This window comes from Shimia sp. (assembly GCF_039969785.1).
Taxonomy (GTDB): Bacteria; Pseudomonadota; Alphaproteobacteria; order Rhodobacterales; family Rhodobacteraceae; genus Shimia.
In genome coordinates this window covers 18,141-36,591 of sequence record NZ_JBDVNC010000014.1, presented here as the reverse complement: position 1 = coordinate 36,591, position 18,451 = coordinate 18,141, and the positions used below count along the sequence as shown (strand labels likewise).

Here is an 18,451-nt window from a genome sequence, read left to right as displayed (position 1 = left end):
CCTCAGGCGGCCTTGTCCAGTTCAACGCGTTTCGCCAGATTGGCGAGAAAGTTTTTGGCCAGCGGTTGGCGACGTGCTTTGGCCGCCATGGTTTGCGCCCATTCCACAGCCTTAAGATGCTGGCGTGCCACGGCCTCGTCCCGCAACAACAGCTCTTTGATGGCAAGCGCCTTGTCAAAACGATTGGCCAGCGACAGGTCTTCGACATCATTGCGGTCGAATTTGTTCCAGTAACCCAGATCGATCTTGCCATTCACGTGGTTGGCACGGCCCCGACGCTGTTTGTTCAGAAAGGAATCCATTGACCGCAAAGCATAGTGATTAAGCTGTGCAACCTCGTAGCCGTAATCCCAGTTCACATGCAGCGCGCCCTTGATATGACGGTCGTCAAACCGCGTTCCGCCCGGCGTGATCCAGTTGATCGGCGCGGCGTCCTGCTGAATGAACGGGCGGTGCACACCCATGCGATTGAACTTGGTTTTGTCGTTCTTAAAGAGGGTCTTAAAGAACCTGTGTTCGCCCTCGCGCCCCTGGGCCGGTTGCGTGCGGGTAAATTGGTGCGGCACCGGTGTGTCGACCATCCCCTGCACGCCATCATTGCCAAATATCCGCCACACCAGCGAAATCGCGTCAACGCCGGGGAACGCATCGATCAGCGCCTGAAACGTGCCGTTGCCGACGTTGATTTGCAGGTATTCATCGACGTCCGCGACAAAGATCCAGTCGGCTTCTCGCACGACCGTTTCATGTTCGCCCCACATCAATGCACTTTTGTGCGGGCCACGTCGCATGACCCGGTTAAACCGGTGATGCACTTCGCCCATGCGGTTGAGGTTGCGCAGGATCAGGTCTGTCTGATCGCTGCAATCATTTGTAAATACGACAATATCTGTCGCGCCCAAAGCCCGATAATGCGCCACCCAGTCGAGGATATAGGCCCCCTCGTCTTTCATGGTGGTCACAACAGTTACTTTCGGCGCGGCTGTATCGCCTCCGAATCCGAAGAAAGCCACTGGTCTGCTGCCTCATATATGCTCTGCGGCTCATTTGTCGGCCGCGTTTATGAGGTCAGCTTAGCGTGCCCGGCCCGCTATCGTCTACATTTTTAAGCAATTTTTAAGAGGTGTGCCCGTGCGGACGCATCTGTGGCTATTTTCTGAAATGTGTCGGCACGATAATCAATGCGCCAACAGACGCGACAATGGCGTTCAATCCGGGGCTGCCAAAGCCGATATGGAACATGCGGCTGACCATAAAAAACAGGAATGCACCGCCCACACAGATGATGATCGACGGAATGTACCCGTTATGTGTGAACCGGCTGCGTTCGGACGCATAGCCGATGATCCCGGCGATAATCACGGTTCCAAAGAAAGCAAAAAACATCGCGCGTCCCTTTTAGAGTGTGCGGCCCGTTTCCAGCGGAAAGCCGCGCAAGAAGGTTTCGCCATCCTGAGCGCCTTTGCCCGCGCGTTGCAAGCGCAACAATTGCACAGCCCCGTCACCGCAGGCCACGCTCAGCGTATCGTCCAGGAGCGTGCCGGGGGCCGCGTTGCCTGTTGTCAGGCGCGAGGCCAGCAGTTTCACGCGCTGTCCGTCAATCTCGGTCCAGGCACCGGGAAAGGGCGACAGCCCGCGAATTTTGCGGTCAACGTCAGCGGCAGAGGCCGTCCAGTCGATCCGCGCCTCGGATTTGTCGATTTTGTGGGCGTAAGTCACGCCCTCTGTGGGTTGGGTTTGCGGCGGCAGATCGTCAATCTGCGTCAACGCCTGCACAATCAGACCGGCCCCCATATCAGACAGACGATCATGCAATTGCGCTGTGGTTTCTTCGGTCCCAATGGGCGTTTCGGCGCGCAGCAGAACCGGACCCGTATCCAGCCCGGCCTCCATCTGCATGATGCAAATACCGGTTTCAGCGTCGCCTGCCATGATCGCCCGGTGAATGGGCGCAGCACCGCGCCAGCGCGGCAGCAGGCTGGCGTGAATGTTCAGACAGCCGCGCGTCGGGGCATCCAGAATGGCCTGCGACAGGATCAGCCCATAGGCGACCACCACCGCGATATCTGCGTTCAGGGCAGCGAATGCGGCCTGCTCTTCCGCGGATTTCAGCGAAACAGGATGGCGCACCTCAAGCCCCAAATCCACGGCACGCGCATGCACCGGCGTGGGGCGGTCTTTTTTGCCCCGCCCCGCCGGGCGCGGGGGCTGGCAATACACCGCGACAATGTCATGCTCTGCGGCGACCAAAGCATCCAGCACCGGAACCGAGAAATCGGGCGTTCCCATAAAGACAATTCGCATCGGCTTTCCTATCCCAGTTTACGCGCTTTGCGCAGCAGCATGTCGCGTTTCACCTTGCTCAGGTGATCAAAATACATACGGCCATTGATATGGTCGATCTGATGCTGCACCGACGTCGCCCAGAGCCCGACAAAGTCCTTTTCGACTGTCTCGCCGGTCTCATCCATATACCCAACCGTCACCGCGCGGGGGCGTTTGATAAGGGCCGACATGCCGGGCAGATTTGGGCTGGCCTCTGCGTGCGGGCGCAGCTGGACGCTGGCATGCAAAATCTCAGGGTTGGCCATACGCACCACCTGTCCCCGGTCTTCGCTGGCATCAACCACAGCCAGTCGCAGCATCACACCAATCTGGTTGGCGCCCATACCGACACCGGGCATTGCCTCCATCGTGTCGATCAGATCCCGCCAGACCTGACGCACCTGATCGGTAATTTCTGTGACCGGTTCAGCGGCGGTGCGCAGGCGTTTGTCAGGCCATTTCAGGCAGGGTTGTACAGTCATGGAGCCTCGTATCCGGCCAGCATGTCGGCCCTGTCTGTTTCACCGAGATGATCAAGTGTCACACGCCCGTCCAGATGATCAATTTCATGTTGGATACAGCGCGCTTCGAATCCATCGAAATCACGCATGTGCATGTCCCCACGCGCGTCGCGCCATGCCAGCGTGACTGCAACCGGGCGTTCCACCGGAACCATTAGACCCGGCAAGGACAGGCAGCCCTCTTCGATGCTTTCCACGCGGGTTTCGCGCACAGTGATGACAGGGTCCAAAAACGCCTCGGGTGATGGATCGCCGTCCTTCCAGCCGATATCCATGACAAACAAACGCCGCATCACGCCAACCTGTGGCGCTGCCAGCCCGCGCCCTTTGGCAGCGTACATCGTGTCAAACATATCGCGCACCAGCGCCTCGTGATCCTCTTCGCCCACCGGCGCGCAGGCCTGAGCCAAGCGTGCGTCGGGCCAGAAGACAATCGGCAGCGCGCTCATCCCCGGGCGCGCTCGCGTTTCATCTTTTGCGACTTGCGGGTCATCATTTGGCGCTTCATCGGCCCCAGATAATCGATGAAAAGTTTGCCGTTCAGGTGGTCAATCTCGTGCTGCACACACGTGGCCCAAAGCCCGCCAAAATCGCGTTCCTGCGGATTGCCGTTCAGATCGATCCACGCAACACGCACATCTGCGGGCCGGGTGACTTCGGCAAATTGTTCCGGGATCGACAGGCACCCTTCTTCATAGGTGTTCAGATCGTCAGAGCTATGCAGCAACTCGGGATTGAACATCACCAGCGGTTCGGGGTCTACGTCTTTGACGCAGTCCAGCACAATAAGCCGTTCCAACACGCCAACCTGCGGCGCCGCAAGGCCGATGCCGGGGGCGTCATACATGGATTGCAGCATATCGTCGGCCAGCGCACGACGTTCGTCTGACAGATCATCAACAGCATCGCAGATCTTTTTCAGCCGTGGATCGGGGTGGATAAGAATAGGTCTGATCATGGCCCCCATCTAGGACAACAAGAACCTCGGTGCAACGGGGTTGCACCTGTCCATGATCTGGCTAACGTGCATTTCGACCTGACAGGAGACTTTCATGGGTTTCGACTTTGACACCATCATCGAACGGCGCGGCACAAATTCCACAAAGTGGGACAAGATGGAGCGCCTTTACGGTGTTGCGCCTGAGGACGGGCTGGCCATGTGGACAGCCGATTCTGATTTCCGCACTGCGCCCTGCGTGATCGAGGCCGTGAAACGCGCGGCTGAACAAGGTGTGTTTGGCTATTCATGGGACCACCCGACCTATCGTGCGGCAATTCAGTGGTGGATGAAGACACGGCACAGCTGGGACATTGACACCGACTGGATTGTCACCACCCAAGGGCTGGGCAATGCGATAGCCATGTCGATCACAACATGGTCCGAACCGGGTGACGGTATCGTCTTTTTCAGCCCTGTTTATCACGAATTCACCCACAAGGTTAAAAAGACCGGGCGCCGTGTTGTCGAATGTCCGCTGGTGCGTGATGGCGATACCTATGTGATTGATTTTGACGATGCCCAAAGCCGCCTGAGCGGCGACGAACGTGTGCTTCTGTGGTGTTCGCCGCAAAACCCGTCAGGGCGCATCTGGACACCCAAGGAATTGCGCGCCGTGGCCGAATTTGCAGACCGCAATGATCTGATCCTTGTCTCAGACGAAGTGCATCATGATCTGGTGTATGCCGGTCATACTTTTGTGCCAATCGACGTGGCAGCGCCTGACTATCGGCATCGTACCGTTTCGCTGACCGCCGCCTCAAAGACATTCAACATCGCCGGACAGCGCACCGGCAACATGGTCATTCCCGATGCCAAGCTGCGCGGCGAGATGAAGACCGCATTGCAAAAGATCGATTACAGCCCAAGCACATTGGGGATCGATATGGTCACTGCAGCCTATTCGCCTGAAGGTGCGGAGTGGGTAGATGCGCAGATGCTGCATCTGGAAGGCAACCGGCAAGTGTTTGATAACGCGATGAATGCGATCCCCGGGGTGCACTCAATACCGCTGCAGGCCACCTTTCTGGCATGGGTGGATTTTTCCGGGACCGGCATGACCTATGACGAAATCAGCGCCCGGTTCCGCGATGACGCGCGGATCGCTGTGTCAGCTGGTCCGGGGTTTGGCGCAGGTGGCGAATTGTTCCAGCGCATAAATCTGGCAACCCAGCGTTCCCGTGTTCAGGACGCTGCCGACCGTCTGGTCGCGGCCTTTTCAGACCTGCAATAGAGATCGGTCAACGGGGGGCTCCCGCCCCTTTTGATCCGCAGCAAAGCTGCAGACAAAAGCGTTGGGCATGGCGCGCCGTTGGCGCGCGACCCCGACATTCGCAATGGGAGCCTAAGACCCGTCGGGCCGTTCGATCAGGCCCGCGGGTACAAATTCGCCCAGTTCGAAATCAACCGGCGGTCGGTCTGTCACAGCCGTCGCCCGCTTGAACTCGTAGCGCATCTCTCCGTCTTGCTCTTCAGACGCGACAATCAGGCATTGCAGGAAATGCCGCCCACCATCGTAGAGATCGACCAATCCGCGCAAATGCGGCGCGTCTTCGACATCCAGCGTAAATCCGTCCTCCTGAAACCGCAGCACCCGAAAACTGTGCTCTCCGGTCTCAACGCGCAGTTTATTGCGCCGTCTCATGGCTTTCTTTCGGGCTGCATCCAGCCCTGCCTGAATCTCAGGCGATATATATGTCGACATGTTCGCGTTCCATCCTTGCCCCAAGGGTCCCGTCAGTTGCAGATTCGGTCAAGCCGGGTTTGGCCAAATGCGCCCGGACTGTGCAGATACGCGCAAGTCATTTGCGCAGTGTTGCGTTTTCTCCGCAGTCTCGTCAGCGTATGTAACGCCAAGATGACAACAGGAGAGCATGATGGGACATCTGAAAGACGGCCAGTGGACAAATGCCCCAATCGGCTCGGAGTCTGCAGACGGTAAATTTGTGCGCTCAGCCGCCCAATTCCGCAACTGGATCACGGCAGATGGCAGCGCGGGCCCCAGCGGTCCGGACGGGTTTGTCGCGCAAAGCGGGCGCTATCATCTTTATGTCTCCTATGCCTGTCCCTGGGCGCATCGCACGTTGATCTTTCGGGAACTCAAAGGATTGCGGGATCACATCACGGTGTCGGCAGTGCATCCGGATATGATGACCGATGGCTGGACGTTTGAAACCGATGACGCCGGTGCGACCGGTGACACGCTTTATGACAGCAAATTCGCTTATGACATCTATACCCGCGCCGATCCGGGTTATTCAGGTCGGGTCACGGTGCCCATCCTTTGGGACAAACAGCGTCAGACCATTGTGTCAAACGAAAGCTCGGAAATCATCCGCATGTTCAACAGCGCATTTGATGGCATCACCGGAAATTCGCTGGATTTCTGGCCGACTGACATGCGTGACGCCATCGAAGTGGTCAACGAACGCATCTATCACACGCTGAACAATGGCGTTTACAAAAGCGGGTTTGCCGCCTCGCAAACGGCCTATGACGATGCGGTACTGCCGCTGTTTGAAACACTTGACTGGCTCGAAGAACGGTTGTCATCGCACCGATATTTGATGGGGGATCAGCTGACCGAGGCCGACTGGCGCCTGTTCACCACGTTGATCCGGTTTGATCCGGTCTACCACCTGCATTTTAAATGCAACCGCAATCGGGTCGTCGATTTTCCCAATCTGTGGGACTACACACGCGAGCTGTTTCAGATGCCGGGAATTCGCGACACGGTGAACCTGTCGCATATCGTGCGCCATTATCACTATAGTCACGAAAGTGTGAATCCGCACCGGATTATCCCGATCAACCCGGTGCTGGATTATGATGCCCCGCACGGGCGGGTTTAAAGCAGCGCGCTAGGACGCCTGTCGCGCATTACCGTAATGTTCAACCATCGCCGCCAGATCATCCGGCGGCGTGCCGGTCGGCATAAACGCACAGACATTGGCGCTATGGTTGAAAATCGATCCGTCTGAAAAGAACGTTGTGTTAGTGACAAACACGACCTGAACATCCGGATGGCGATACGCGGCAAAGTCCGACAACGCGAGAGCCGCGCCGTTTTCCAGGACAAGATCCAAGACCATCACGTCATAGACCTCGCTCTCCAACACAGTGACGGCCGCTGCATAAGACGTCACCAGATTGGCCTCAACCCCAAGGCGCTCCATATGGCTTTGCCATATTTTGCCAAGGTCATACTCGTTCTCAACGATCAACACGCGCATTAGTTTTCCCCCTGCCAATAGTGGCAATTTGCGCAAAATTTTCAATAAATGCTGGTGACACGAGTTTCCTAACGAATGGTTAACGATACATTAACAATTCCGTCGCAAGCGATCTCTTGCCATCAGGTTGGTTTTCCGCTTCAACGCGGTCACCTTTGGGAGAGTTCGCATGTCGGTTTTGCCACACCACGCTGTTTCGCCCCCACCCCGGGATCACGGGGGCGGGCTTGATGCTGCGATCCTGCGTTGGGGCGGAACGCGGGCGGATTGGCTTGATCTGTCGACCGGGATAAATCCAGTGCCTTACCCGGTGCCTGACCTGCCTGATTGGGCATGGGAGGCGTTACCGGACACAGGCGCACAATCTGCTTTGATTGAGGCCGCACGCAGCTTTTGGAACGTCCCGGACAAGGCTGCTATACTTGCCGCACCAGGCGCTTCGGCCCTGATTGCGCGCATTCCGCATCTGGTTCCCGCGGGCATTGTCGACATCCCGTCCCCGACCTACAACGAACACGCCGCATCCTTTGTCGCGCAAGGCTGGACCGTGTCCCAAGACACACCGCAGGCACGCGTTTTAGTGCATCCCAACAACCCAACGGGCCGTTTCTGGAGCGCTGCCGACATTACAGCGCCATTCACCATAATCGACGAAAGCTTCTGTGATATTGCGCCCGATCAAAGCCTGATCGCACAGGCCGCACAGCCCGGATGCGTGGTCCTGAAAAGCTTTGGCAAGTTCTGGGGGCTGGCCGGAATGCGTTTGGGCTTTGCCATCGGAGATCCGGCACTCATCGCGCGGCTTGCGGACATGACGGGTCCATGGGCTGTCTCTGGTCCTGCTTTGTCGATTGGCGCGGCAGCTCTGCAGGATCACACTTGGGCCAAGACCTGCCGATCCCGCCTGAGCCAGGACGCGGAACGGCTGGACAAGCTGTTTACCGCAAAGGGCGCGCGCGTGTCCGGAGGAACGTCCCTGTTTCGCCTCTACGAAGTTGATGCGGCTTCAGAGTGGCAGGAAAAGCTGGCTAAACGCCACATCTGGACCCGTATCTTTCCGTATTCAAAGACTTTTTTGCGCGTCGGCCTGCCCCATCCTGAACAATGGGCACAATTGGAGAGCGCGTTGTGAATACTGCCTGCATCCTCGCCTTAGCCATGGTTCTGGACGCGACCCTGGGCGAACCGGACTGGATCTGGCGCCGAGTGCCCCACCCCGCCGTTCTGATGGGACGCCTGATTGGCTGGGCTGAAACCCAGTTGAATTCCGGCTCGGCTAGGCGCCTGAACGGATGTCTTCTGATCGCTGCACTCGTGCTTGGCGGATGGGCTCTGGGCAACATCATATCGGCCTTGGGTTGGATACTTGAACTCTTGCTCGTGGCCATCCTTCTGGCGCAGAGGTCACTGGTGGATCATGTGCGTGCCGTCGGCGATGCCCTACGGATTTCGCTGGGTGACGGGCGTCGCGCCGTTGCGCGGATTGTCAGCCGGGACACCGCACATATGGATGCCAGCGCGGTCACGCGGTCTGCCATCGAATCCGCTGCAGAAAATATGAGCGACGGCGTCATCGCCCCGGCCTTCTGGTTCCTGATTGGCGGCTTGCCGGGCCTGCTGGTCTACAAAATCGTCAACACCGCTGACAGCATGATTGGCTATCGCACCCCGCGATTTGCTGCGTTCGGATGGGCCGCCGCGCGGCTGGATGACGTTCTGAACTGGGCGCCTGCCCGGCTGACTGCCCTGTTGATTGCGGCCACACATCACGGCCTGTCAGGGTGGAATGTGATCCGTTCAGATGCGAAACTGCACCGCTCTCCCAACGCGGGCTGGCCCGAGGCCGCTATGGCACGCGCACTTGATTCCGCCATCGCCGGACCCCGGGCTTATGACGGCACATTGCGCGACTTTCCATTTGTGAATCCAAACGGTCGCAAGGTATTGGGCCCGGACGATATCGACGCCGCCTGCACAGCTTTGTGGCGCAGCTGGACGGGGTTCCTCATTATTGTGATCATACTTTCTGTGTTCTGAGTGTTGCCCTGTGGCTGCTACCTGTTAACGTTTCCAAAATTTTCTTAAGAGGTTTGCTCAATGCGTTTTCTCTCCATTCTGGCCGCTCTGACACTTTCGGCAGGCACCGCAATTGCGTCGGTGCCCTGTGGCGGGTCATTCAACAGTTTCGTCAATGACCTTAAGAAAGAGGCCATGTCCAAAGGACATTCCAAGTCCAGCGTAGATCGTTTTTTCGGGGGCGTGCGCCAAGATCCTAAAACGATCAAGGCCGACCGGTCCCAGGGCGTGTTCCAGATGCCGTTCATCGACTTTTCGAAACGACTGATCAGCCAGAACCGTATTGACAATGGCCGCAAAAAGTCCCGGCAATATGACGCTGTGTTTGACCGGATCGAGCGTCAATACGGCGTGTCACGTGGCGTTTTGCTGGCATTTTGGGCGTTTGAAACCGATTACGGCGCCTTTCAGGGGAATTTCAACACACTGAATTCTCTAGTCACGCTGGCGCATGATTGCCGCCGCCCTGCCCTGTTTCGACCTCAGGTTTTTGCCGCACTGGAACTTTACGAAAGCGGCAATTTCAACCCGGCGAAAACCACCGGCGCTTGGGCCGGCGAAATTGGAATGGTTCAGATGTTGCCTGCAGACATCATCAGAAACGGCGTTGACGGCGATGGCGATGGCAAGGTCAGCCTGAAGACTTCTGCCCCTGACGCGTTGATGTCCGGTGGTAAAATGCTCAACCATTTGGGGTGGCGCGCCAATGAACCATGGTTGCAAGAGGTGGATGTGCCGCAAAACCTCGACTGGTCGAAATCTGGCCTGAACCACCAGATGAACGCGCGCGACTGGGCCAGACTGGGCGTGAAACCGCGCGCTGGCAAATTGCCCAATCTACAAGCCTCGCTGTTGCTGCCCCAAGGGCGCAAAGGCCCTGCATTCCTCGCGTATCCCAACTACCGGGTTTATTTTGAGTGGAACAAAAGCTTTGTCTACGTGACCACCGCCGCTTATTTCGCCACCCGTCTCGAAGGCGCGCAACGGTATGACATTGGCAATCCTGATCCCGCCCTGTCTGGAAATCAGATGAAGCAGCTCCAGAAAAAGCTCAAGGCGCGCGGCCATGATGTTGGTAAGGTTGATGGCATTCTGGGCAAGCTAACTCGCGCCGCGGTGCAAAAAGAACAGATCCGTCTGGGCCTGCCCGCAGATGCATGGCCGACTAAAATTCTGTTGAACAAACTCTAAAACAACAAATCAGGTGGGGCGGCTTCGCCCTGCCTATCCCTTGGGGCGTATCGGAAACCGCTGCCCATCGGCCGTCAAAACCACCAGCTGCCCACCGTTTTCAACAATCATATCACAGCGTTCCACCCCGGTTACAAACGTCACACAGACCGTACTTTGCGCCGCTGTTTCCCAATAGCCAAACCACGTACCGCCGCCGCCATAGGTGTAGTTGTATTTGCCGTCCGCCTCATAAACTGACCGGCCCTGATCATAAAACACCAACGTCTGACCGGACAATCGCGCCGTTAATGCGTCTGCCTCAAACAGAACGTCACCATCGCGCGTCTTCCAATCCTGCGCCACCGCCGACGTTGCTGCAAATATTGCAAGAACCAAACATTTCTTCATGCTGCGCACCTCCTGCAGCCACCCTAGACCGCGCCCGGCACACAAACCCCTCACAATCAGGTGACCTGCACCTTCATTTTGCCAAAAATACTCCGGGGTGAATTGGACCGCAGGTCCAAGCGGGGCAGCGCCCCGAACGCGCTAGGCCACCAACGTCTCGGCCGCTTTCAGATCAACGGACACAAGCTGAGACACACCTTGCTCGGCCATCGTAACCCCAAACAGCCGGTCCATGCGCGCCATGGTCACGGCGTGGTGCGTGATGATCAGGAACCGCGTATTGGTGCGACGGCACATTTCGTCCAACAAGTCACAAAACCGGGTCACGTTGGCATCGTCCAGCGGAGCGTCGACCTCGTCCAGCACACAGATCGGCGCTGGATTGGCCAGAAACACCGCGAAAATCAGCGCCATCGCGGTCAGCGTCTGCTCTCCACCTGACAACAACGACAATGTCGACAGCTTTTTACCCGGTGGTTGACACATGATCTCCAGCCCGGCTTCCAACGGGTCGTCGCTTTCCACCAGAACCAGATTGGCCTCACCGCCGCCAAAGAGATGGCGGAACAATAGGGTAAAGTTGGAATTTACCTGTTCAAAGGCGGTCAGCAACCGTTCGCGCCCTTCCCGGTTCAGACTGGCGATCCCATTGCGCAAGGTCCGGATGGCCTCTTCCAGATCGGCTTTCTCGCTCACCAGCGTATCATGCTCGACCTGTACATCCTTTGCGTCTTCTTCGGCTCGCAGGTTCACGGCACCCAGGGAATCGCGTTGCCGTTTTAACCGGTTCACATCAGCTTCAATGGCGTGGGCGTCGGGCATCTGGTCCGGGTCGACCGCCAAACGTTCCAAAAGATCTGCCGGGCTGACCTCTTGCTCATCCATAATCCGTTCCGCAGCATAAGCGACAGTTTCACGGGCCGCGTCAGAGCGCGCCTCGGAACGCGCGCGGGCTTCGCGGGCTTCGCTGGCGGCGCGTTCGGCGTCCCGCTCAGCATGTTCCGCGCTGCGCAGCGCCGTTTCTGCCATGGCCAATGCCTCAGCCGCCGCACTCCGCCGCGTTTCTGCTTCCTCTATGGCTTCGCTCAGCTCTTCGCGTTTTGCCGCGATTTCTTCGGGGGCGGCACCGGCTTCGTGCAACTCTTCTTCGGAGATCTCCTTGCGCTCTGCCAACTCGCCCATGCGTTTTTCCGCTGTTTCCAACCGGTGGCGCCAGCCGGAAATCTCTTTGGTGACTTCCTGAGAGCGCTTCAGGCGCGCTTCACCCTCGCGGCGCACTTCGTCATGCACAGAGCGGCGCGACATCATCATGATCCGGGCGGCCTCAACCGTCATTTTGACGTCTTCGACCCCCTGACGGGCCGTCTCCAGATTGCCCAGATCCTGCATCGCGCGTTCGGCTTCCTGCAGTTGTGTGCGCGCAGCCAACGCGTCTTCTTCGTGGCGCGTCACGGCCAACCCCAGCGATTCCAACCGACCCTCGGCCAGATTGCGATCCGCTTCGGCCCGGCTGAGCGCCCGATTGGCATCCGCTACGGCCCGGTCGGCATCCCGGCGCGTGATGCGGGCGGCCTTGTCGATCTCGGACAAGTCCCGCAGCCGCATCTGCAAGGTTTCATGCGCCTGAACCGCGCCGTCCGTGCGCGCAGTGGCCTGCGCCATTGTCTGCTTTAATTCTTCCAGCCGGTTCAGTTGTTGCAACCGCAACGCCGCAGCACTTGGCGCGTCTTCGGCCCAGGCGCGATACCCGTCCCAGCGCCACAAATCGCCCTCAAGCGACACCAGCCGCTGGCCCGGTTTCAGCAAAGGTTGCAGCAGCGGGCCATCATCACCAGATACCAGACCAATCTGGCTCATCCGGCGCTCCAGCACTTCGGGCACCGACACATGCTGAACCAGCGACGTCACACCATCGGGCAAAGGTTGGTCCTGTGTATAGGGTGGCAAAACATACCAGCCCGACGGCCCGTCCTCGTCCACTTCGGGGGCACGCAGATCATCTGCCATCGCGGCGCCCAGCGCCTTTTCGAACCCTTGCTGAACCTGCAACCGGTCCAGAATTTGCCCGCCTTCAGCGGTGTCGCGTTCCAACAGTTTCGCCAGCGCCGTTGTCTCGGCGCGCAAGGCGTTCAACTCGCCCTCGGCTTCGGACCGTTCAGCGCGCGCGTCCGCCTCGCGCACCTGTGTTTCGGCGCGCTCTTCCTCGGTTTCGGCCAGACGTTCCTCGGCCGTTTCCGCGGCCTCAATGGCAACTTCTTCAGCTTCCTTCGCCAGATCCAGTTCTTCGGCGGCACGGGCCAGCGCCTCTTTTGAGCTGGCAACCGCTTCGCGCGCCTTTTCGCTCTCGCTCTCGCTTTTGGTCAGGGTCTTGCGGCTGTCATCCAGCATACGATGCGCTGACTGGTGCCGCGCCGCCAGACGCGCCACATCTTCGGTTAACTGGGACAGTTCCGATTCACGTTCCTGCAGCACACTGGCCGCCTCGCGCGCTTCATCGCTCGCCGCTTCGAGCCGTTCGCCGTGGCCTTCGCCCGCCTTGGCCAGCTCGCGCTGTTCCCACTCCAGACGCTCCATGGTTTCACCGGCATCCCGGTTCAGACCAGCTTCGCGTTCCATATCATGCGACAGCTGCACAATCCGATTTTTCAGTGTCTCGATAATCTGAAGCGCATGCGCTTCCTGGTCATTCAGCGAATCCCGCTGCACCTGAAGCCGTTGCAGCACAGCCGAGGCAATTGCCTCTTCTTCCCGCAACGCCGGCAAGGCATCGTCACGCTCGACCCGTTCTTTAGCTGCGGCGCGTGCGGCTGTTTCGGCCTGTGCAGCGGCGGTGGTACGGTTGCGCAATTCTTCTTCTGACGTCGCGCGGGCATCATCCGCTTCGCGCCAACGCCGATACAACAAAAGCCCCTCGGATTGGCGCAACTCTTCGCCAATTGCGCGATAGCGCGCAGCCTGCCGCGCCTGTCGGGCCAGTTGGGCAAGCTGGGTTGCCAGTTGCTCGATCACGTCATCGACCCGGGCCAGATTTGTTTCGGCGCCTTTCAGCTTTAGCTCCGCCTCGTGGCGTCGTTGATACAGCCCTGAAATCCCGGCGGCCTCTTCCAGAATGCGCCGCCGCGCCTTGGGTTTCGAGTTGATCAGCTCGGAAATCTGCCCCTGACGCACCAGCGCCGGAGAGTGCGCGCCGGTTGAGGCATCCGCGAACAACATCTGCACGTCGCGGGCACGTACATCTTTGGTGTTTACCTTGTATGCGCTGCCCACATCACGCGTGATGCGCCGAACAATCTCAAGCGCGTCATCATCGTTGAACCCCGCAGGCGCCAGGCGTTCCGAGTTGTCCAGCAACAGGTTTACTTCGGCAAAGTTGCGCGCTGATCGCGTCGCCGCGCCTGCGAAAATCACGTCTTCCATGCCGCCGCCACGCATTGCCGTGGGTCGGTTTTCCCCCATAACCCAGCGCAATGCCTCCAGCAGATTGGATTTGCCACAGCCGTTTGGACCCACAACACCGGTCAGACCATCAGCGATGATCAGATCGGTCGGATCGACAAAACTTTTGAAGCCATTCAGTCTGAGCTTGGAAAAACGCAAGGTGCGAGTGATCTCCTGATTCCGCGAGTCAGGAGAGTTTGCAAAGCCTGATGGCCCTGAGTCAACGCCTATCCACAGAATATGGCGGGACATCGCCACTTATCCACAAGATATTGATGGTGCAATTTTAAGCCTGCGACGTTCTGCTTGGCGTTTCGAGACCCCAACATGTCGGAATCCGTCTTGACCCGATGGCCCCTCACGGTCCAAACAGGAGAGGTACGGTTTCTGCGGGCATTTTTGTGCCCAATGATGAAATGGGAATGTGGAAGAGGCACCCGCCTTAGGCCACAGCCGCCCCCGCGACTGTAAGCGGCGAGCGCGCGTTCAAATCCACTGGGGGAGATACCCCGGGAAGGGAATGCACCGCGTCGACCCGTGAGCCAGGAGACCAGCCGTATGATTGAAGACCCATAGAAACCGCCCGTCGGGTGTGACGGGACAAGGAGAACAAAAAGATGACGACTAAGACTGCAAATATCGCCGCCGTCCGTTCAAATGGACTGGCCTTTATTCTGGCCATGACCGTTGGTGTGGCTCTGCTGACTGTTTCGGGCATGGCGCAAGCCACCGTGCTGCACGACGCCGCCCACGACCAGCGTCACGCAATGGCGTTCCCCTGCCACTAGGCAGACATTTGTCAATAAAATGACTAAAAATTTGCTGTCCAGCGCTGTGTTCGCTGGCCTGATAGCAGGGTTGATTGCCGCCCTGCTACAGTTCGTATTTGTCATCCCGCTTTTGCTGGAGGGCGAACTTTATGAATCCGGAACCCGGGTGCATTTTCTGGTCGACGGAATGACCCAGTCTGAAAAAGGCACACCGGGACTTGGCGGCGAATGGAGCCGTCATGCTATGACAGTTGCCTTCAATGTCGTGACCTACACCGGGTATGGCTTGCTGCTTGTGGCGGCCATGGGATTTGCACGTGATCGCACCGGACTGGCTGTTTCGGCCAAGAACGGTCTGATCTGGGGCCTTTGTGGGTTTATCGCGGTTCAACTGGCCCCTGCGGCTGGCCTGCCACCTGAATTGCCCGGCACACCAGCTGCCGAATTGGCACCGCGTCAGGTGTGGTGGATCGCAACCATTCTTGCCACCGCTGCCGGACTGGCGTTGATTGCGTTTGGGCGCGGCCTGCCTGCGCATGCGGCGGGCCTTGCGTTGATCCTGATCCCGCATCTGGTTGGCGCACCGCATCTGGACACGTATTTCGGGATTGCGCCGCCAGAGCTTTCGGCAGAATTTGCCACAATCTCAATGGGTGTGGCGATTGTTGGCTGGTGCCTGCTGGGATATTTCGCGGGCTTTTTCCTGCAACGCGGAGACAACTAAAGAAACAGAGGGGGCGTGACGTCAGATTGCTGGCACACGCCCCTTCAGACAAAATCGCAACCGCCCGGCAGGGCGCGCGTCCTCAATTACACCTCCCGGGGCATCGCGATAAAGAGTGAGCAACGCAATAACATCTTTCAGGTCCGAGCCGGGCCGCACCCCGGCAAACAGATAGGCCACCTTGCCCGGAGCACGCAGAGCCAAGGTCAGCGGTTCGTCGCACATGTTCAGGCAGCTCACCTCTTGCACTTCGAAATCAGCAACCCCGGCATCGCGCACAGCCGCCGCAAATTCCGCATCAATTGTCGCCCCGTCACCGGATGCGCATGTATTGCAAATAAAGACGGTATTGGTCATGGTGCGCCCTTCCGAAGTTAAATCTGGACTAAAGCCCGACGCGGTGCGACACAAGCACCCCATCATTTTCAAGAGGACACGGCATTGATCAAGAGCAAAGACCCTATCCGTATTGTTCCGGGCAATCCGCGTGATCGTCAGGCCACCGCCTTGTTGCAGGCCAGCCATGCGTTGATGCAATCACTGTTCAATCCCGAGGAAAACCACTTTCTGTCGATAGATGATTTGTGCGTGCCGGAAATCCGGTTTTTCATTGCCCGCCAAGGCGAAAAGACGCTGGGATGCGCCGCGCTGGCAAATCGCGGCGATTATGGTGAGATCAAATCCATGTTTGTCGACCCGGTCGCGCGTGGCAAAGGCGTTGCGCATAAGCTGATGCAACGCCTTAATGCCGAAGCGGTCGCCCAAGGTCTGGCGTCGCTGAAACTTGAAACCGGCAACAAACTGGCTCAGGCACACAGTCTGTATCGTGCCCATGGCTTTGTCGATTGCGGCCCGTTTGGCGCTTATGAAACCAATACCAGCTCTATCTTTATGACGCGGGATATCTCCTGATTTCCGCCTCTTGCGGCGTTGGTTCTAGCATTCCGCTTCAAGGTATCCGGTAGATCCCCCACTCGGCACCCAGACATCCACAACCTCACAATCCTGATAAAGCGGCACATAGCTGGCCAGGGGCGGTCGCTGTTTTGAGCCGTCACATTCCATGATTCCCAGAATGGACACCGCGTCGCCCCGGATCTCGACCACGTCGCACCCTGTAACAACCTCCATCGCGTACGCGGCCCGTTGACCAATGGGCCCCAGTCGTGGCGCGTATTGCGTGTTAACCCGCAAAGCTTCGGCCAGTCGCCCGCGCTGACGGACGTCAAAGGTGCTGCCATCGACCGTGATACGCGTCACTTCGGCAGCGCGAAAATACGGCGACGGGGCGTTGCACGCCGTCATAATCATACCCAAAATTAAGCTGATCCAGCGCATGGCGACACCATTTCATGCACCGGTTAAGAGCGCGTTAATCACGAAGCATCTCTCATGTGCGGCATTGTCACACATATATTCCATTTTCTGCATATATTATATATTCCATATGTAGAATGTATTGGAGCATCCTAATGACGACACTGACCAAACGACCCGCCGACAACTATTCGCCACTTTACTTTCTCGCCTCGCTTGGCGCGGGCGGATTGACCGTCACGTTTTTCATGTACCTGATGTTCTGGGTGCCTCACAAAGACAAACCCGTCCCCACGTTCGAGGACATTTCAGCGGCCTTTCAAACCGGTGATCTCCCGGTTCAGATCGCCATTGTGCTGGCCGTTTTGGGTATCGCCTTTTTTGCGGTGCTCAATGTCAAATCGCTGGTCTGGAACCTGACTGCTCTCTCAGGCTTTAAGAAAACCGGCGCGTATTTGAAGCTGACCCAATCCAACGCGGAATCTACGTTGCTGGCGATGCCTCTGGCGATGGCCATGACTGTGAACGCGCTGTTTATCGTTGGTCTTGTTTTCATTCCGGGGCTTTGGGGCATCATCGAATACCTGTTTCCGATCGCGCTGATCGCCTTTGCCTTGATCGCCGTGTTGGCGTTTCGCCTCATCGCCAGCTTCCTTGGGCGCGTTCTGTCCAGCGGGGGTGTGTTTGACGTGACTGCCAATAACAGCTTTGCCCAGATGCTGCCCGCCTTCTCGCTCTCGATGATTGCCGTCGGCTTTTCGGCCCCCGCCGCGATGAGCACCGCCACATCCACTGTCGGAATCTCGCTGGTGTTGTCGACCTTTCTCGGCACTGCAGCCATTGTCTATGCATTGATCGCCATCTTCACGGCCTTCAATTCGATGCTACACCACGGCACCGCCAAAGAGGCTGGTCCAACCCTGATGATCGTGGTGCCCATCCTGACCGTGCTGGGCATTATGTTTCTGCGTCAGAACCACGGGCTGCACACCACGTTCCAGGTGCACGGCACCACAGCAGAAACCCTGATGCTGCTTGCGCGTTTGCTGTCGGTTCAGGTGTTGTTCCTTGGTCTGGGGCTTTTGGTGCTGCGCCGACAGGGGTATTTCACCGATTACGTATTTGGCGCGCAAACCTCGCCCGGGTCTTATGCGCTGGTTTGTCCCGGTGTGGCGTTGTCGGTCATGACGCATTTCTTTGTGAACAAGGGGCTGGTGGGCGCAGGTATCATCGACAAATTTGGCACCGCCTATTGGTCTGTGACCGCCATCGCGTTGGTGGCACAAATGGCAATGATCGTTTTGGTCCTGAGACTGAACCGTCAACACTTTGGCAAGCCCGCATCGGGCGCAGCCGTACCGGCAGAATAAGCTTTCCTCTGCAAGAACCACCGGGGCGTCTTCGGACGCCCCGGTTTCGATAACAGGACCGACGCGATACCGACGTAATACCGACGTGTTGCCGATCCG

Annotated in this window: 21 protein-coding genes and 1 riboswitch; of the genes, 9 read left to right on the top strand and 12 right to left on the bottom strand. The window is 58.0% G+C overall.

What is annotated here, in order from left to right; all coding sequences use genetic code 11:
- Window positions 1-2: 2 nt before the first annotated feature.
- From ABJI08_RS06095 to def (ABJI08_RS06070), 6 genes are all read right to left on the bottom strand, one after another.
- Window positions 3-953: a glycosyltransferase family 2 protein gene (locus ABJI08_RS06095; RefSeq protein ID WP_348401018.1), complete on the bottom strand. Its 951-nt coding sequence runs from the start codon at window positions 951-953 to the stop codon at window positions 3-5.
- Between the two features lie 196 nt (window positions 954-1,149).
- Window positions 1,150-1,386 carry a hypothetical protein gene (locus ABJI08_RS06090; protein ID WP_348400936.1) on the bottom strand — a complete coding sequence of 79 codons (237 nt, stop codon included), beginning with the start codon at window positions 1,384-1,386 and terminating at the stop codon, window positions 1,150-1,152.
- A gap of 12 nt (window positions 1,387-1,398) precedes the next feature.
- Window positions 1,399-2,304 (bottom strand): methionyl-tRNA formyltransferase, encoded by a 906-nt coding sequence (fmt, locus tag ABJI08_RS06085; RefSeq protein ID WP_348400935.1) that lies wholly within the window; start codon window positions 2,302-2,304, stop codon window positions 1,399-1,401.
- 8 nt (window positions 2,305-2,312) lie between these two features.
- Complete coding sequence (gene def / locus ABJI08_RS06080) at window positions 2,313-2,807, bottom strand: peptide deformylase (protein ID WP_348400934.1); 495 nt, start codon at window positions 2,805-2,807, stop codon at window positions 2,313-2,315.
- Complete coding sequence (gene def / locus ABJI08_RS06075; protein ID WP_348400933.1) at window positions 2,804-3,295, bottom strand: peptide deformylase; 492 nt, start codon at window positions 3,293-3,295, stop codon at window positions 2,804-2,806. Before def (ABJI08_RS06075) ends, def (ABJI08_RS06080) begins: the two co-directional genes overlap by 4 nt.
- A complete protein-coding gene (gene def / locus ABJI08_RS06070) occupies window positions 3,292-3,804 on the bottom strand; it encodes a peptide deformylase (protein WP_348400932.1) in 513 nt (170 codons plus the stop codon). The genes def (ABJI08_RS06075) and def (ABJI08_RS06070) overlap by 4 nt, the downstream gene beginning before the upstream one ends.
- Before the next feature lie 94 nt (window positions 3,805-3,898).
- Between def (ABJI08_RS06070) and ABJI08_RS06065 the strand changes: the two genes are divergently transcribed.
- Complete coding sequence (locus ABJI08_RS06065; RefSeq protein ID WP_348400931.1) at window positions 3,899-5,077, top strand: PatB family C-S lyase; 1,179 nt, start codon at window positions 3,899-3,901, stop codon at window positions 5,075-5,077.
- Window positions 5,078-5,188: 111 nt separating this feature from the next.
- On the opposite strand, the gene ABJI08_RS06060 is transcribed toward ABJI08_RS06065, so the two are convergent.
- The gene (locus ABJI08_RS06060) at window positions 5,189-5,548 is read right to left on the bottom strand and encodes a hypothetical protein (RefSeq protein WP_348400930.1); all 360 of its coding nucleotides are present in this window, start codon (window positions 5,546-5,548) and stop codon (window positions 5,189-5,191) included.
- A 172-nt stretch (window positions 5,549-5,720) separates the two neighbouring features.
- Between ABJI08_RS06060 and ABJI08_RS06055 the strand changes: the two genes are divergently transcribed.
- Entirely contained in the window at window positions 5,721-6,695 is a 975-nt protein-coding gene (locus tag ABJI08_RS06055) for a glutathione S-transferase family protein (protein ID WP_348400929.1), read from the top strand.
- A 9-nt stretch (window positions 6,696-6,704) separates the two neighbouring features.
- On the opposite strand, the gene ABJI08_RS06050 is transcribed toward ABJI08_RS06055, so the two are convergent.
- On the bottom strand, window positions 6,705-7,076 hold the full coding sequence (locus ABJI08_RS06050) for a response regulator (RefSeq protein WP_348400928.1): 372 nt from the start codon (window positions 7,074-7,076) through the stop codon (window positions 6,705-6,707).
- A gap of 169 nt (window positions 7,077-7,245) precedes the next feature.
- Between ABJI08_RS06050 and ABJI08_RS06045 the strand changes: the two genes are divergently transcribed.
- From ABJI08_RS06045 to ABJI08_RS06035, 3 genes are read left to right on the top strand one after another with little or no spacing between them, the layout of a single operon-like run.
- Entirely contained in the window at window positions 7,246-8,208 is a 963-nt protein-coding gene (locus ABJI08_RS06045) for a threonine-phosphate decarboxylase (RefSeq protein WP_348400927.1), read from the top strand.
- Window positions 8,181-9,113 (top strand): adenosylcobinamide-phosphate synthase CbiB, encoded by a 933-nt coding sequence (gene cbiB, locus ABJI08_RS06040; protein WP_348400926.1) that lies wholly within the window; start codon window positions 8,181-8,183, stop codon window positions 9,111-9,113. The genes ABJI08_RS06045 and cbiB overlap by 28 nt, the downstream gene beginning before the upstream one ends.
- A gap of 60 nt (window positions 9,114-9,173) precedes the next feature.
- Window positions 9,174-10,343 carry a lytic murein transglycosylase gene (locus ABJI08_RS06035; RefSeq protein ID WP_348400925.1) on the top strand — a complete coding sequence of 390 codons (1,170 nt, stop codon included), beginning with the start codon at window positions 9,174-9,176 and terminating at the stop codon, window positions 10,341-10,343.
- Window positions 10,344-10,376: 33 nt separating this feature from the next.
- On the opposite strand, the gene ABJI08_RS06030 is transcribed toward ABJI08_RS06035, so the two are convergent.
- Together ABJI08_RS06030 and smc are read right to left on the bottom strand one after the other, a co-directional pair.
- Window positions 10,377-10,733: a hypothetical protein gene (locus tag ABJI08_RS06030; RefSeq protein ID WP_348400924.1), complete on the bottom strand. Its 357-nt coding sequence runs from the start codon at window positions 10,731-10,733 to the stop codon at window positions 10,377-10,379.
- 141 nt (window positions 10,734-10,874) lie between these two features.
- The gene (smc, locus tag ABJI08_RS06025) at window positions 10,875-14,330 is read right to left on the bottom strand and encodes a chromosome segregation protein SMC (protein WP_348400923.1); all 3,456 of its coding nucleotides are present in this window, start codon (window positions 14,328-14,330) and stop codon (window positions 10,875-10,877) included.
- 205 nt (window positions 14,331-14,535) lie between these two features.
- A riboswitch (cobalamin riboswitch) is annotated at window positions 14,536-14,745 on the top strand.
- A 43-nt stretch (window positions 14,746-14,788) separates the two neighbouring features.
- Between smc and ABJI08_RS06020 the strand changes: the two genes are divergently transcribed.
- Window positions 14,789-14,959: a CbtB domain-containing protein gene (locus tag ABJI08_RS06020; protein ID WP_348400922.1), complete on the top strand. Its 171-nt coding sequence runs from the start codon at window positions 14,789-14,791 to the stop codon at window positions 14,957-14,959.
- Between the two features lie 19 nt (window positions 14,960-14,978).
- On the top strand, window positions 14,979-15,665 hold the full coding sequence (locus tag ABJI08_RS06015; RefSeq protein WP_348400921.1) for a CbtA family protein: 687 nt from the start codon (window positions 14,979-14,981) through the stop codon (window positions 15,663-15,665).
- Window positions 15,666-15,686: 21 nt separating this feature from the next.
- Here the strand turns inward: ABJI08_RS06015 and ABJI08_RS06010 are convergent, their stop codons facing one another.
- The gene (locus ABJI08_RS06010; protein ID WP_348400920.1) at window positions 15,687-16,022 is read right to left on the bottom strand and encodes a DUF1636 family protein; all 336 of its coding nucleotides are present in this window, start codon (window positions 16,020-16,022) and stop codon (window positions 15,687-15,689) included.
- 84 nt (window positions 16,023-16,106) lie between these two features.
- Between ABJI08_RS06010 and ABJI08_RS06005 the strand changes: the two genes are divergently transcribed.
- Entirely contained in the window at window positions 16,107-16,577 is a 471-nt protein-coding gene (locus tag ABJI08_RS06005) for a GNAT family N-acetyltransferase (protein WP_348400919.1), read from the top strand.
- 24 nt (window positions 16,578-16,601) lie between these two features.
- On the opposite strand, the gene ABJI08_RS06000 is transcribed toward ABJI08_RS06005, so the two are convergent.
- A complete protein-coding gene (locus tag ABJI08_RS06000) occupies window positions 16,602-17,003 on the bottom strand; it encodes a hypothetical protein (RefSeq protein ID WP_348400918.1) in 402 nt (133 codons plus the stop codon).
- A 134-nt stretch (window positions 17,004-17,137) separates the two neighbouring features.
- Here ABJI08_RS06000 and ABJI08_RS05995 point away from each other — a divergent pair, with 134 nt between their 5' ends.
- On the top strand, window positions 17,138-18,352 hold the full coding sequence (locus tag ABJI08_RS05995) for a hypothetical protein (RefSeq protein ID WP_348400917.1): 1,215 nt from the start codon (window positions 17,138-17,140) through the stop codon (window positions 18,350-18,352).
- The last annotated feature ends 99 nt before the right edge of the window (window positions 18,353-18,451 follow it).